Annotated in this window: 14 protein-coding genes; 6 read left to right on the top strand and 8 right to left on the bottom strand. The window is 36.6% G+C overall.

Annotation, left to right across the window (positions count from 1 at the left end):
• From hemN to N0B16_RS03080, 4 genes are all read right to left on the bottom strand, one after another.
• Positions 1-1359 (bottom strand): oxygen-independent coproporphyrinogen III oxidase, encoded by a 1359-nt coding sequence (gene hemN / locus N0B16_RS03095; RefSeq protein WP_262989261.1) that lies wholly within the window; start codon positions 1357-1359, stop codon positions 1-3.
• A 107-nt stretch (positions 1360-1466) separates the two neighbouring features.
• Complete coding sequence (locus N0B16_RS03090; RefSeq protein WP_262989260.1) at positions 1467-2363, bottom strand: sialate O-acetylesterase; 897 nt, start codon at positions 2361-2363, stop codon at positions 1467-1469.
• A gap of 47 nt (positions 2364-2410) precedes the next feature.
• A complete protein-coding gene (locus tag N0B16_RS03085) occupies positions 2411-3424 on the bottom strand; it encodes a beta propeller repeat protein (RefSeq protein WP_262989259.1) in 1014 nt (337 codons plus the stop codon).
• Between the two features lie 61 nt (positions 3425-3485).
• On the bottom strand, positions 3486-5006 hold the full coding sequence (locus N0B16_RS03080) for an APC family permease (RefSeq protein WP_262989258.1): 1521 nt from the start codon (positions 5004-5006) through the stop codon (positions 3486-3488).
• Positions 5007-5172: 166 nt separating this feature from the next.
• Between N0B16_RS03080 and pnuC the strand changes: the two genes are divergently transcribed.
• From pnuC to N0B16_RS03055, 5 genes are all read left to right on the top strand, one after another.
• Entirely contained in the window at positions 5173-5838 is a 666-nt protein-coding gene (pnuC, locus tag N0B16_RS03075; RefSeq protein ID WP_262989257.1) for a nicotinamide riboside transporter PnuC, read from the top strand.
• A gap of 5 nt (positions 5839-5843) precedes the next feature.
• Positions 5844-6464 carry a hypothetical protein gene (locus N0B16_RS03070; RefSeq protein WP_262989256.1) on the top strand — a complete coding sequence of 207 codons (621 nt, stop codon included), beginning with the start codon at positions 5844-5846 and terminating at the stop codon, positions 6462-6464.
• 98 nt (positions 6465-6562) lie between these two features.
• The gene (gene dapF, locus N0B16_RS03065; RefSeq protein WP_262989255.1) at positions 6563-7330 is read left to right on the top strand and encodes a diaminopimelate epimerase; all 768 of its coding nucleotides are present in this window, start codon (positions 6563-6565) and stop codon (positions 7328-7330) included.
• Positions 7331-7357: 27 nt separating this feature from the next.
• On the top strand, positions 7358-8383 hold the full coding sequence (gene mltG / locus N0B16_RS03060; RefSeq protein ID WP_262989254.1) for an endolytic transglycosylase MltG: 1026 nt from the start codon (positions 7358-7360) through the stop codon (positions 8381-8383).
• A gap of 166 nt (positions 8384-8549) precedes the next feature.
• Positions 8550-11054 carry a TonB-dependent receptor domain-containing protein gene (locus tag N0B16_RS03055; protein ID WP_262989253.1) on the top strand — a complete coding sequence of 835 codons (2505 nt, stop codon included), beginning with the start codon at positions 8550-8552 and terminating at the stop codon, positions 11052-11054.
• Between the two features lie 61 nt (positions 11055-11115).
• Here the strand turns inward: N0B16_RS03055 and N0B16_RS03050 are convergent, their stop codons facing one another.
• Genes N0B16_RS03050 through N0B16_RS03035 form a run of 4 tightly spaced genes read right to left on the bottom strand, consistent with a single transcriptional unit; the run spans position 11116 to position 14203 of the window.
• Positions 11116-11553, bottom strand: coding sequence for an adenylyltransferase/cytidyltransferase family protein (locus tag N0B16_RS03050; RefSeq protein ID WP_262989252.1), 438 nt, complete (start codon positions 11551-11553; stop codon positions 11116-11118).
• A 22-nt stretch (positions 11554-11575) separates the two neighbouring features.
• Complete coding sequence (gene galE, locus N0B16_RS03045) at positions 11576-12598, bottom strand: UDP-glucose 4-epimerase GalE (protein ID WP_262989251.1); 1023 nt, start codon at positions 12596-12598, stop codon at positions 11576-11578.
• Positions 12599-12640: 42 nt separating this feature from the next.
• Complete coding sequence (locus tag N0B16_RS03040; RefSeq protein ID WP_262989250.1) at positions 12641-13075, bottom strand: hypothetical protein; 435 nt, start codon at positions 13073-13075, stop codon at positions 12641-12643.
• Between the two features lie 3 nt (positions 13076-13078).
• Positions 13079-14203 (bottom strand): DegT/DnrJ/EryC1/StrS family aminotransferase, encoded by a 1125-nt coding sequence (locus tag N0B16_RS03035; RefSeq protein ID WP_262989249.1) that lies wholly within the window; start codon positions 14201-14203, stop codon positions 13079-13081.
• Between the two features lie 163 nt (positions 14204-14366).
• Between N0B16_RS03035 and N0B16_RS03030 the strand changes: the two genes are divergently transcribed.
• Positions 14367-15971 (top strand): S8 family serine peptidase, encoded by a 1605-nt coding sequence (locus tag N0B16_RS03030; protein WP_262989248.1) that lies wholly within the window; start codon positions 14367-14369, stop codon positions 15969-15971.
• Positions 15972-15989 lie beyond the last annotated feature (18 nt).

The following is a 15989-nucleotide window of genomic DNA, read 5'->3' as shown; positions in this document are numbered from 1 at the left end:
TTATATGGTCATTGAAAAAATTCTGGTTTCCGGTTTATTTCTCATCATTCTCAGATCGAAGACCATGGCTACATTCCTTGTAAATGCCCTTCCTTTTTCGGTAATTCTAATCTGACGGTCATATATCTCTACCAACTCGTCTTTTTCCATTTCTCTCAGCATCTTAAATGCATTTTCAAGTTCAGGAAAAGAATTTTGGGTATCAAAACTGGTTTCCAGCTGACACATCAGGTTTAAAATATGTCTTCTTATTATTAAATCTTCTTCATTCAAAATATGCCCTTTTATTACAGGGATCCTCCCTTCTTCCACTGTTTTCTGATATTCTTCTACTGTTTTTACATTTTGGGCAAAAGCATACCACGAATCTGAGATTGCTGACATTCCTAGACCTACCATAAGCTGGGTTTTACTTGAAGTATACCCCATAAAGTTTCGGTGAAGCTTCTTCTGAATCAAAGATTGGTACAGATCATCATGTTCAAGAGAAAAATGATCCATCCCCACTTCGATATATCCTAATTCTTCCAAAAGCGTTTTTCCGTCTTCATACAAGCGCCGTTTTTCTTCACCGCTTGGCAAATCATTTTCATCGAAACCTCTCTGTCCTACTCCTTTTATCCACGGAACATGGGCATAAGAGTAAAAAGCCAGCCTGTCTGGTTTCAGTTCCATAGTTTTGCGGATCGTGTGTTCCATGGCTTCCCAACTCTGGTGCGGTAGACCGAAAACCAAATCATGGCTTATTCCTCTATATCCAATCTCGCGCGCCCATTCTGTTACTTCTTTTACCTTTTCAAAAGGCTGTATCCTGTTGATGGCTTTCTGTACTTTCGGGTCATAATCCTGAACTCCGAAGCTCACTCTTCTAAAGCCAAGATCATATAAAGTCTGGAGATGGTCTTTTGAGGTATTATTCGGATGTCCTTCGAAAGAAAATTCCGGATGTTCCGCGATTTCTACTGTTTCAAAAATTCCTTCAAGTAAAGTTTTAAGGTTCTGCGGCGAAAAAAAAGTAGGAGTTCCGCCACCCAGATGAAGCTCTTTTAACTTTGGTCTTTCGTTAAAAAGCTTCAGATATAATTTCCATTCTTTCAATACGCTTTCCAGATACGGGATTTCTACACTGTGCTGTTTCGTAATCCGTTTATGACAGGCACAAAATGTACACAATGCCTCACAGAAGGGCAAATGAATATAAATGGATATTCCTTCTTCAGCATTACTTTCATGAAAAGCTTTCACCACGGTTTTCTCCCATTTTTGAGGTGAAAATGTGCTTTCGTCCCAGAAAGGAACGGTGGGATAAGACGTGTAACGAGGTCCTGGAATATTATATTTATCGATTAAAGAATTCATTAAAATTTTAAATTTATCACAAAATCCTACGGCGAATTTCACCCTGCAAAATTAATGATAACTTGTGAATTTTAAATCATGAATTATATTAGGCTTATCTATCCTAATTATTTTATAATGAGTCTAAATACCGCTTCGGCAAAATTCTTCCCTAAATCAATATACCCTGCACTATTATAATGCCATGGATCATCTCCGTAACCATAATTCTTGGTCGAACGAACGATTGCAGCATTTTTATCTGTTCCCACAAATTTTTCCTGCGCATACTGTACGAGTTCACCCGTTTTCCAGACGCGTCCCGAAGGATCTTTTCCCGAATCTGAAATTTTTCCGATCACGACCGGAAGATCATCCGTACGTACAGCTGCTCTCATCTGGTTCATCAAAGTTTTCAGATGAACGTAATACATATTGGCAATAGCTTCGGTATAGCTTGCATCACCCTCACCCTGCATCCAGAGAATCCCTGCCGGAATGATCTCATCTTTTTTGCCGTTTCCGTCAATATCGGTTTCTGCTAAAGCGTTTTTTACCGTTTTCAGGAAATTATCATATTGGTTGATTCCATTTTTAGCTTTAAAATCACTATCCCAACAACCGAAATCTGCTGCCGCTAAAGTGTCAATTGAAGTTCCTTCCCGGGCATATTTGATCAGTGCTATTGTATCATCTGGAAACAGCTCTTTGATTCTTTTGGCAAAAGAAAGTTCCAAACCGAACCTGTCTGAAGGCGTATTTGTTTTTCCGTCAGTTTTAAATCCGGTTCCATTTCCGGGTTTCAAAACATCCCATTTTCCTGTTCCACCGTTTATATCACCATCAGGAACAGAATTTCCCTGGAATATATAAACATCTTTAAACATTTTCAGATCATTCGGAAGGTCTTTATTGTATCCGAAACCATTCATATTCGACTGCCCGGCAAGAATGAAAATTCTTATTTTCTGGGTGTAAAATAATGCGGGAACGATCAGTAACAGGAATAATTTTAAATTTTTCATTCGATAATTCATTTAAATAAATCAGCAAAATGCTTTGAAGAAATGTCTTAATTTAATTTCATCAGAGAAATTTTGTCTTTCCCGGCGAAAACAACGGTGTCTTTATCTACCCATTTGCAAACGAAAAAACCTTTTTCATCTGAAATCTTTTTCCACGTTTTCCCGAAATCTGATGAATAACTGATGTGCTGATCACCTACGGAAATAATTTCTTTTCCTTTTGATCCTGGTTTGATTTTTACACACGTCGTATATCCTGCATTTTTCCCGGAAGCCTGAATTTGCCAGGTTTTACCACCATTATTTGTGGTTGCGATATTATTGATATTGGCTTCCTGTTTTGTATAATCTCCACCAACGGCAATTCCGAACTTTTCATCAACAAAATCAATAGAATAAATTCCCTGTGATGAAATCCCCTGAATAAAAGGCGTAGCAAAAGCTTCCAATGTGTCATTTTTAAGATTCAACCTTAAAATTCTTGAAGAATTTCCTCCGGTCCCGATCCAAAGATAATTTTGTCCTCCGGAAATATTGGTATTACTCGCTGCAAAAGCCGCTTCACCGGCATTCAATTTTAAATGCGAATAACTTTTAATTTCAAACTTTCCTTTATTGATAATAAATTGCTCTAGTTTCAGATTTAAATCTTTTGAAGGATCTGAAAACGCGTAAAATTTATTTTTATTAAAATACAGGGCATCATAAAATGCTGTTTTCACCGTATCAGTAAATACAATCTCGTGAGTAAGCTTTTTCTTATCAATCTTAAAAAAATAAGCCGGACTTTCAATATTGATCGCGTAAAATGAAGTTTTATCCTGCGCTAACGTTCTGAACTGCAATTTTTTATCAGACAATACGATTTGCTTCTGGTTTTTTGGATCCTTTACATCAACGTACCCAAATTTAGAATCTGTACCGCTGTACCAGACTTTATTGTCATAAATCTCAAGCGCCCGAATGCTTATTTTATCATTCAACAAAGTTTTAAAACTCACTTTCTGAGCAAAGATAAAAACTCCAATAAGTGAACATAGAAGTGGCAATAGTTTTTTCATATCAACAAAAATAAAAAATCCACAGAATTCTGTGGATTTTATTTTCAAATATAATAATTTATTATAAATCTAAATCTGGCTTTTGTAAAGGTTCCTGTTCTGCCTTGAACGTTTCACCATACCCTATTTTATGTAATTTACTGTTTCTGAGACTGTATGTAAAGTAGATAATCACTCCAAGAGCAAGCCAGCCCATTGAAAGCAGTTTTGCATCGTGGCTCAGATTCCAGATGAGGTATATATTGATGCAGATTCCCAAAGTAGCAATTACCGGTAACGCAGGAACTTTAAAGCTTCTTGGCATTTGAGGTTCTTTCTTTCTTAAGATCCAAACGGCAACACATACCATAGTAAACGCAAATAATGTCCCGAAACTGGTCATATCCGCTAATTTGCTGATCGGCGTGAAAGCAGCTACTGTTGCAATTAAAATCCCTAAAAGCATAAGGCTTTTTGCAGGAGTTTTTTTCACAGGATGCAATTCACTGAACATTTTTGGAATAAGGCCGTCTTTTGACATTCCAAGAAAAATTCTGGATTGTCCCATGATCATTACCATCAATACGGAAATCAATCCTATAGTCGCAGCAATGGTAATAATGTAACCTGCCCAACCTTGCCCCGCAATTTCAAACGCGTACGCAACAGGCGCTTTGATTGCATCAGGATATTTTCCCTGTGGATTAAAATCTGAATAATGCATCATTCCTGTAAGAACCAATGAAACCAAAATATATAATCCTGTACACACCAAAAGAGAAACGATGATCGCAAACGGAACATCTTTTTTCGGGTTGATCGCTTCACCGGCTTGTGTAGAAACGGCATCAAAACCTACGTACGCAAAGAAAATCGCTGCCGCACCGGAAACAATCCCCTGAATTCCGTATGCTTCTTTAATTTTATCACCCTCCATCACATTCGTTACTGCAGGAATAAAAGGATTCCAGTTTTCAGTATTAATGAAGAAAGCTCCTGCTATAATTACAAAAAGTACCGCTGAAACTTTCATAATTACAATAAGGTTGTTTGCTTTAGCGGCTTCTTTTGTCCCTTTGATAAGGATTGAAATAACAAATAGTACAATTAAAAATGCGGGTAAATTCATTGAGAAACCTTCTCCTGTATAACTTGCAGGGTCTGAAGTAAGATAATCCGGCAAATGGATGCCGAACATTTTCAGAAGTTTATTAAAATATCCGGACCAGGAAACCGCCACGGTCATTGATCCCATCGCGTATTCGAGAATCAATCCCCATCCGATGATCCATGCAAAAATCTCTCCTACCGTTCCGTATGCATATGCGTAAGCAGAACCTTCTACAGGTAAAATAGAAGCAAATTCTGAATAACATAATGCGGCAAAAACACACGCAATCCCGGCAATTACAAACGAAAGCGCCAATGCAGGGCCTGCGTGATAATAAGCACCGGTTCCCGTAAGCACAAAGATTCCTCCTCCGATGATTGCTCCGATTCCGATCGCAGTAAGACTCCATTTTCCAAGCACCTTTTTTAGCTGGCTGCTTTTCATATCGTCTTCAAAAGCACTCATTGGCTTTTTGGTCCAAATTTTAGACATATTTTTTTTGTTTATTAAAGATTTACGAAAATATAAAAAATTTAGGGATCTTAACATTTATTAATAAACTTTCTTGAATAATTTAAATATAAAAATATAAAAAACTGATTTTCACCTTTTTTCAGCATATTTTAAAGTATCTAAATTTTTCTCTATTTTTGAACACATGAATGTATATGATCTTTTTATAAAACCGTATGAAACGTATACTTCCCTACAGATAATTCTTGAAGCTGCAGGTACGTTTTTCGGAATCCTGAGCGTTTTTTTTTCCATTAAAAAAAATATACTGGTTTATCCTACGGGAATTATTTCCACTGTTATTTATGTATATCTTCTCTTCAACTCTGGATTATTGGGAGATTGCATGATTAATGTTTATTATACGGTGATGAGCATTTACGGCTGGGTTTTGTGGGGTAAACATTCTGAAGACCATATTCATGTAGAAGTAAGCTGGGCTTCAAAAAAAGAATGGATGTTCGGGATTCTGTTATTTGTCATCAGTCTTCTGCTGGTTACTGTAATTTATTACTATAAACCTTATATAGATCATCATTTTTCTATGGAAAATACCACTTTAGGACTTGATCATCTGGATTGGGCAAATTGGCTGGATGTTTTGACCACTTCCATATTTTTAGTCGGCATGTGGTTTATGGCGAAACAGCGCATTGAGAACTGGTTCTTCTGGATCATAGGTGATATTATCTGTATTCCTATGATGATTTATAAAGAACTTGGCATCACTTCGGTTCAATATTTGGTATTTACTATTATGGCGGTCATAGGATACGCCAACTGGAAAAAAAGTTTTAAAAAAATACAGTAAAAGTCATGAAAAATTTAATAAAAATAACATTCGGCATTTTCATTACAGCAAGCCTAGCTTCATGCATGGCATATAACGACGGATATGCAAGTACGTACGGAGATCCGTATTATGATAACGGAAATTACTATGCACCTTCTGCCTATTACGGAAGCGGAGGATATTACGGAGACGATGGATATTACTACAGAAATGATATGAGATATTACTATGACAATGGTAATCCTTATTATTATGGAAGTAACAGAACAAAAGTATACATTCAGCGGGAAAATTCAACTTCTCCAAGACCCGCAAACGGATTCCGTGACACATCCACCAATAATGGTACTTATAATAACGGAACAAGCAGCCCGAGACCAAGAAGCGGAGGTTTCAGAAACACCGGTCAAATCAATCAGGGAAATACCGGCGTGAGAGTGACTACACCACAAAATACGCAGCCCAACAGAAGCTCGACAAACAGTGGCGGTTTCAGAAATATCAGTTCTTCTAACGGAAATTCCGGCAACAGATCGAACAGCGGTTTCAGAAATGGAACTCCTGAAAGTAATACTCAGCCACAGCCTGCTCCTCAGAATACTCCACAGAACAATTCTACTAGATCCGGTGGCGGATTCAGATAATATAACGGTTCTAAATAACAGACGAACAGCTTTAGCTGTTCGTTTTTTCGTTGAAATTAAAGTAATTTTGCAAGTCATTTTTTAGAAGTAAAAATCATATGGAATTTTATAAATATCAAGGTACCGGAAACGATTTTATTATGATTGATAACCGCGACGGTCAGTTTCCGAAGGATAAAAATTTAGTAGAAAAACTCTGCGACAGACGTTTCGGAATCGGTGCGGACGGTCTTATCTTATTGGAAAATGAAGATCATTACGATTTCAAAATGGTGTATTACAACTCCGACGGCGGAGAAAGCACCATGTGCGGAAACGGCGGCAGATGCCTCGTTGCTTTTGCGTTTTTCCTTGATCTATTTGAAGGCAGATGCACCTTTGTCGCCGCAGACGGAGAACATGAAGCTGAAATTCATAACGGCATTGTAAAATTAAAAATGATCGATGTAGATATGATTTCGTACGACGGAGAAGATGCTGTACTCAATACAGGATCACCACATTATGTAAAGTATGTGGAAGATATCGGTCATTATAATGTCTCTGCTGAAGGCTATGCCATCCGGAATTCTGAAACGTATAAAGAAAACGGCATCAATGTGAATTTTGTGGAAAAACTAAATGATGATGAAATTTTTGTAAGAACTTATGAACGGGGCGTGGAAGAAGAAACATACAGCTGCGGAACAGGCGTTACCGCTTCTGCTTTAACTTTTATTCAGAAAAACCATCTAAACCCTGTAAAAGTTCAGACTTTGGGAGGTCCTCTGAAAGTATATGCCGAAAAAACCGGAAATTCTTTCACCCAGATTTGGCTTGAAGGCCCTGCAAAACAGGTTTTTAAAGGTAAAATCGATCTTCTTTAAATACAGTATACTTTTAATCTTTAATTCATGAAGAAAACTCTTGTCATTATCGTTGTATGTATTCTTGCTGTGGCAGGATTTTTTGGGTTCAGATTTTACACTAAATATTACGGAAATAATATACAAAAAGACGGATATGTGCTGATTCCTCACGGAGCAAATTTTAAGCAGATATTAGATTCTATCACTCCATATGTTAAAAACAAGGAGACTTTTGCTGATGTTGCTAAAGATAAGGAGCTGGACCGCTATTTCAAGCCTGGCCGTTACCATTTTGAAAACGGGGCAAGCAATACCCGTCTCGTGAATATGATTAAAGCCGGAAACCAGACCGAGAATTCATTCAGAATCGGTGATTTTGGGGATATGTATCAAATGATCGGGAAAGTAACTAAAAAGACTGAATTGGATTCATTAAAATTCATCAATGATCTTAATATAATTGCTGCGGAAAAAGGTTTTAGAAATGCTGAAGATCTGAAAAAATATTTTTTCATCAATACTTATAATTTTTTCTGGACCGTTACTCCGAAAGAATTTTTTCAAAAATTTGAAAACCAATATAATGATTTCTGGACGGCTGAAAGAAAATCTAAAGAGCAGCAATCAGGCTTAACGAGAGACCAGGTCTACGCTTTAGCATCCATCGTTTATAAAGAATCCGGGGGAAAACCGGATGAGATGAAAACCATTGCCGGATTGTACCTCAATCGGTACAAAAAAGGAATGAAACTGCAGTCTGATCCTACTGTCATCTATGCGATAAATAAGCAGACCAACTTTAAAGAACCCATTAAAAGGGTTTTCTACAAACATCTTACGACACCGTCACCGTATAATACGTACGCCAATACCGGAATTCCACCAGGACCGATCTGTGTTGTCGATCAAAACTCAGTAGATGCAGTTTTAAATTCAGAAAACAACAATTATATTTTTATGTGCGCTGATCCTGCAAGATTTGGCTTCCATAAATTTACTGCAAGTGCAGAACAGCATGTTATCAATGCAAAAGCGTATCAGGATTGGCTGAATTCCAAAAATATCAAATAGTAAAAATATTTAACTTTAATTTAACAATTTTGCAATTAACATTTCGCTATATAATGCGACCTATCTCTTAGAAATAATAAACAAACAGTACTATTGATAAAATATAGGTATTAATAATTTACTATTATTATGTCTAGATTTTACAATTTTATCTAAAAAATATCTTATGAATCAAACGGAAATAATCAGCATTTTCACCAGGAAAACTCTAGGGCTCACCTTGGTATTGTCTGCAGCAGCCTTAGCATTTGCGCAGGATAAAGTAGGCGTTTCGGGAACTATCGTCACCAAAAATAATCAGCCTGTACCTTATGCATCTGTCACATTTAGCAACAAAGCAAGTAAACTGCTTAGCGATGCAGCGCTTACCGATGAAAAAGGACAATATAAGCTGGATCTTGCTCCCGGAAATTATGATATCACCGTTGAAGCGATTGATTATCAGAAAAGCGTAATTAACAAACAGATTACAGCAGCAGGAAATATTGGTGCTTTATCAATTGATCCTGAGACAAGCGCAACCAATGTTAAAACCCAGGATATTCAGGGAGTAACCATTACTGTTGCCGCAAAACCCTATAAGGTAGAACTTGACAAAAGAACTTATGATCCTTCACAGGATATCGTAAGCAAAGGGGGAAACCTTCAGGATGTCCTTGCGAATGTACCTTCGGTTTCCGTAGATACAGACGGTACGGTTTCGATGAGAGGAAGCTCTAATGTAAAATTTCTAATTAACGGAAAACCTTCTGCTTTATTGGGAATAGATGACGGAGCCAATGCATTGCAGAGTATCCCGGCTGATCAGATCGAAAGAATTGAGGTGATTACCAACCCGTCTTCAAAATTTGAAGCAAGCGGAACAGCGGGTATTTTAAATATTATTTTAAAGAAAAGTAAAAAAACAGGTTTTAACGGAAGTGTAACCGGTACTATAGGATACCTTCCTCAAACCAATTTAAATACCAATTTAAGCTGGAGAAAGGGGAATCTTACCTGGTTTTTGAATGGCGGCGGCGGTTATCGTGAGTCTAAAAATACAAACCGAAATAATGCAACGTATTTCAACGCAGCAGCAGGAACCGACCGAACACAGATCAACCAGGAATCTATATCAGAAAACAAAAATGACAATTACAATGCTTCAACAGGATTGGTATATGATATCTCTGATAAAACCTCTGTGAACGCATCTGCAACTGTAAGAACATTTGAAAGTGACAATATCGGAAATATCACCTACGATGAACGCCTTCTGAATGGCGGAGGTACTTTTACCAACAGATTTAATACCGGTAGCAACAATAATCTCGCTTTTCAGGGAGATTTTGGATTAGACCATAAATTTGATGACAAGGGGCAAAACCTTTCATTATCGCTTAGTTTGCAAAGTAACAGATCGTATAATAACACGGATGTTACTGAAACAGATAACAATGTGTTTGCGCTTCAGAATATGATTAATCAGACCACCAAAAACAAAACTTTGGTAGGGAAGGCTGATTATGAACTTCCGATTGGCGAAAATTCAAAAATTGAAGCGGGCTACAGAATAGACATCAATCAGAATAATTATGATAATGATGTATCTGAAAGAAATGTATTTTCCACGAATTTCTATTTTCTAAATAGTTATACCTATAATGCGTATTACAGAGAAATGTTTAATGCAGGTTATGTACAGTTTAAAAGTAAAATTGGAAAAGTTGCGTATCAATTAGGATTAAGAAACGAGAATTCTAAAATTGATATTAAATATTCGAATTTAGACTATTACACTCCGAATATTGACAATACTAAAAACTACAATAATCTTTTCCCTTCTGTATTCCTGAGCTATGAAGTGGCGAAAGACAATCAGTTTTTATTGAATTATTCTAGAAGAATTGACCGGCCAAGATCATTCTTTTTGATTCCGAATCCTAGTTATACTGATAACCAGAATATTTTTCAGGGAAATATAGATTTGAACCCATCTTATGTAGATTCTTATGAATTTGGATACAGCATCTCAAAGAGTAAATTTACCATTAATCCTACTTTATATTACAGACATTCTACAGATGATGTAAAAATGCTGGTGTATTCTATAGGAGACGCGTTTTATACCAAACCGATCAATTTAGGAACCGATGACCGTTATGGTCTGGATCTAAATTTCAATTTTGATGCGACAAAATGGTTGAAATTCTTAGGGAATGTAGATTTGTTTGGATATAAAACCACCGGAATCTATAATGATCCATCTATATTGAGTGAGCCGTTATCTTTTGAAGGAACTGGTTTCTCTACAAGAGCAAGGCTTACATCAACCGTTAAAATTGATAAAACATTCAGTTTCCAGATACAGGGATTCTATAGAGGCGGCCAGAAAACGCAGAACCAGGATAGAAAAGATATGTATGCGATTAATTTCGGAGCCTCAAAGACAGTCCTGAATGGTAACGGAACATTGAGTTTTAATATCCAGGATATCTTTAATACCCGTTCTATGCGAAGTGTGACCAATACTGCTGCTTTCTCGAGAGATTCTTATATGCAGTGGCAGCCAAGACAGTTTGCGCTGTCTTTCACGTACCGATTCAAACAGGGTGAGAAAATAGAGCAGCCGAAAAGAAAGAAAGACATCAATGCCAATGACGGAGGTGACGATCAACAAGGACCGATGTAGTACAATAAAATATTATTCAACATAAAACCGCCCGAAAATTAAAATTTTCGGGCGGTTTTCTTTATTTCGTAAGCTTTGCGATCTCAGCTTCATAAATCCTTCTTCTCAAGTCACTTGATGAAAAGCGGTGATCTCTTTTATTATAAAAAATCTCAATTCCTTTTTCTTCACAGTATTGTTTTCCGGTAAAATCCCGGTCCATATAATCATCACCGATAATTCTGACGTCTATAACAAAAGATTTTAAAATGTCTTCCAGATCTTGTTCTGTATAATATGGAATAATCTCATCCACAGCATTCACTGCTTTCAGCTGAATATATCTTTCTACAATAGTCTGTGTAGGTTTATTTTTATTGGGCCTGTCGTGGGACGGATCAATCTGGAGGCCTACAATTAAATAATCGCACACGGTTTTAGCTTCTTCCAGCATTTTAATATGACCTGCATGAAGGAGGTCAAAAGATGAAAATGTAATACCTATTCTATCAGTTTTCATATATATATGTTTTATGGTTTTCTTAATTAATTCTTGATGCTAAATATTTCTGCCATTCCCAGACAGTTTTCAGAGCTTCTTCCAGAGAAGTTTCAGATTTCCAACCTAGCTCTCTTTCTGCTTTACTAACATTGGCGTATGCAATGGTGATATCCCCTTCTCTTCTATCACAAATCTGGTACGGAACTTCAATATTGTTAGCCAGCTCAAAAGCTTTTACGACTTCAAGAACCGAAGATCCTTTTCCCGTCCCAAGGTTGAATATATCTGTCACCGCATCATTGCTGTTGTCATTCATCAGTTTCTTCAATGCGGCAACATGTGCTTTTGCCAAATCTACTACATAAATATAATCCCGTACTGCAGTCCCGTCTTCTGTAGGATAATCATCACCCCAAATATTCAGCTTTTCACGGATCCCCGCTGCAGTCTGCATAACATATGGAACCAGGTTATTGGGAATACCAATCGGCAATTCTCCTAGTAATGATGAAGGATGCGCGCCAATCGGATTAAAATATCTCAGTAAACAGATTTTCCTATTATAAGCCTGGGCAAAATCTTTTAAAATTTCTTCTCCCATTTGCTTTGTCTTCCCGTAAACACTTTCCGGTATTTTCAGCGGAGTATTTTCGTCAATTGGCATTTCATCAGCCTGTCCGTACACGGTACAGGATGAGCTGAAAATAAAATTTGAAAGGTTTCTTGATTTGAATTCCTGAAGAATATTAATCAGCGAAAACAAATTATTTTCATAATAATCTACTGGTTTTTCCTGGCTTTCTCCTACTGCTTTAAACGCTGCAAAATTAATACAGCCCTCTATATGATGAGCATTAAAAACTTGTGCCAAAAGCTCTTTTCTTTTAAGATCAAAAGGATAAAAAATAGGCCGCCTCCCTGTAATTTCCTCAATATTGTTTAAAATAAATTTCTCTGAGTTGGATAAATCATCTACAATAATAACTTCAAAGTTATTATTAATCAGTTCGACCACGGTGTGGGAACCGATATATCCAAGTCCGCCTGTTACAAGTATTGCCATTGTTTTGTTTATAAGTAATGTATAATTGGTAATGAATAATTTTTATTCTAATTTTCCTAAATCTTCTATTTCTAAGAAATCTATTTTTTTATACTTAAAGAAATTAATAATAAATAGAAGTGTGGAAATAATTAAAAATACAACAATAAATTTAAGGTTATCATCTACGAAATAATCATTTTCATAAATTAACTCCACTAGCGCAAAAAGAAAAAAAAATAAAATAATTGAATAATGAACGTTTAGTATTAAGATGGTTTTTCTAAATCTTAGCAAAATTGAAATTACACATAACAATGATGTAAAAGCGATCACTGAAGCAAATACAAAAGTCATATTTTCCCTTGAAAATATTTCATTAGAACCAAATTCTATAAAACTATCGTAACTTCCATAGGTAAATAAAATAAATATAAAGAGTTCTATTAAAAATAATAAAACTCCGATAATTTTATACTTAAAAACTTTCTTTTCCATTTATTATCCCATAAACTCCAACACAGCATCCGTAATATACTTAAGCTGCTCTTCATCTAATTCTGTGTGCATCGGAAGAGAGATAACCTGTTCCAACAGTTTGTCGGTATTCACAAAATCGGCATCATTGCTGTCCTGAAAATACGCTTTCTGTTTTCTTAATGCGACAGGATAATAAATCATAGCTGGAACTTCTTTTTCGGTTAAAAATTTTTGAAGTTCATTTCGTTTTCCGTTCAGGATTCTTAAAGTATATTGGTGAAAAACGTGGGTAGAATTTTCCGCTCTTTTCGGAGTCAAAATATTTTCATTTCCTGCAAAAGCTTCGTCATAATAATCGGCAGCTTTTCTCCGTGCCTCATTATACGAATCAAGATGCGGGAGTTTTTTTCTTAAAATTGCAGCCTGAATACTGTCTAGTCGTGAATTGACCCCTACTTCATCATGATAATATCTTTCGTACATGCCATGATTTACAATTCCTCTTATACGGTATGCAAGATTATCATTGTTGGTAAAAATAGCACCACCGTCACCGTAACAACCAAGGTTTTTTGAAGGAAAGAAAGAAGTGGTTCCTACTGTTGCCATCGTGCCTGCTTTTTTTACAGTTCCGTCAGAGAAGGTAAATTCTGAGCCGATCGCTTGTGCATTATCTTCAATTACATATAAATGATGTTCTTCAGCAATTTTCAGAATTTCTTCCATATCAGAAGTCTGCCCGAAAAGGTGCACCGGAATAATGGCTTTCGTTCTGGGTGTAATTGCCTTTCTGATCTCGTCCGTAGAGATGGTAAACGTGTCATAGTCTACATCTACCAGTACTGATTTTAGTTTAAGCAAATGAATAACTTCCACGGTAGCTGCAAAAGTAAAATCTGAAGTAATGACCTCATCGCCTTCCTTCAGATCTAATGCCATTAAAGCGATCTGCAATGCATCAGTTCCGTTGGCACAAGGAATTACATGCTTTACATCCAGATAGGTTTCAAGCTCATTCTGGAACGATTTCACTTCCGGGCCATTGATAAAAGCTGCAGAATCCATCACATTAAAAACCGCATTATCTACATCATTTTTTATCTTATAATACTGACTTTGCAAGTCAACCATCTGAATTTTTTTCATATGCAAATTTATTATCTTAAAAGTCATGAATCACAGTATCCATATTACGTAAAGTAAATTATGATTGCAGCAATTCATAAACAAATATTTTGTAAAAATAAGGAATTTAAAATCCTGTCAAAAATTTTATTGAATTTGTTTTATCTTTATCAAAAATTAACAAATGAAAAAAGTTTTATTCGTGTGTTTTTTAGCCGGTTACTGTTTAACGTTTGCCCAAAGCGAACTTGTTTTTGTATATTTTAAAGACAAACCCAATAAAGCGGCATTTTATGCAAATCCTTTATCTGAGCTGACCCAAAAATCACTTACCAGAAGATCGGTTTTAGGCATCGCCCTGAATGATCAGGACGCTCCGATAGAGCAGAGTTATCTTCAGAATCTTCAGAATTTAGGTTTTACGGTTACCGATTATTCTAAATGGCTGAATGGCGTTGCAGTTATAGCCAATCAGGCACAAGTGAATACGATAAAAGCACAACCTTACGTTTTGTCTGTAGAACGTTTCGCGAAAACCTCATCACTAGTGGTAAAAACTCAGAATACAAATAAATGGGACGCTTTTGAACAGGAAAATAAAAATCTAACGACCTTCAATTACGGTTCCGGATCACAACAGATTGATCAGATCAACCTGAGACCGCTGCATCTTGCGGGATTTACCGGAACTGGAGTGACCATCGCGGTGATCGATACAGGCTTTCCTACCGTCAATACCGGCTCTGCTTTTTCAAGATTATGGACGAATAACCGCATCAAAGGCGGATATGATTTTGTGTCTAAGAATACGGATATTTATAATTCATCTTTAAATAACCACGGAACCGTCGTTTTGGGAGCCATCGGCGGTTATATTCAAAACACATTTGTGGGTTCGGCTCCGGATGCGGATTTTTATCTGTACCGAAGTGAAAATGCCGTAGTAGAAATTCCTCAGGAAGAAATGTACTGGATTGAAGCGGCGGAAGAAGCCGACAGAAAAGGAGTCGATATTATTACTACTTCTTTAGGATATTCTACATTTGATGATGCCAAATACAATTATACGTATGCCGATATGAACGGTACTACCTCATTTATTGCAAGAGGGAGCGAAATAGCGGTTAATAAAGGAATTTTTGTATTAATTGCTGCGGGAAATTCCGGTGAGGATGCATGGCATTATATTACAACACCTGCAGATAATGCTAAAGTTTTCAGTATAGGAGCAGTAGATGCCACAGGAAACCCTTCATCTTTTTCTTCTTACGGCCCAAATTCATCTGGTGTTGTAAAACCTGATGGTTCCACCCGCGGAACGGGTACTTCGACGGTATACAACAACTCCTTGACCACTGTAAGCGGAACTTCCATTGCAACGCCTGTCGCTGCAGGCGGAGTTGCCTGTCTTATTCAGGCATTCCCTACCTTAAACCGTGATCTTATGCGTACAAAATTAAGAGAAACAGCATCCCTTTTTCCAAGCTATGACGATCAAATGGGTTACGGGATTTTAAACTTTGGAAGCTTTTATAATTCTGTCCTGAATACTTCTGAACTGGTGAAAAAAGATGGGCTGAGTATTTTCCCAAATCCTGTAAAAAGCATTTTAAATGTTGCGACTGAAGACGACGTTCAGTTTTTAGAGGTTTACGATCATCTCGGAAGATCTATCATAAAAGCTAAAAATCAGAAATCTGTGAAAGTTGAAGATTTTCCAAAAGGAACATATTATCTGAAAATTCAAACCAAAGAAAATGTTTATTATAAGAAGTTTCTGAAAAACTAAAAATAAATGCCTTCTGTT

The organism is Chryseobacterium gilvum (genome assembly GCF_025628965.1).
GTDB classification, from domain to species: Bacteria; Bacteroidota; Bacteroidia; order Flavobacteriales; family Weeksellaceae; genus Chryseobacterium; species Chryseobacterium gilvum.
Note: the sequence above shows the minus strand (reverse complement) of the source record. Positions and strands in the feature narration are given on the sequence as shown.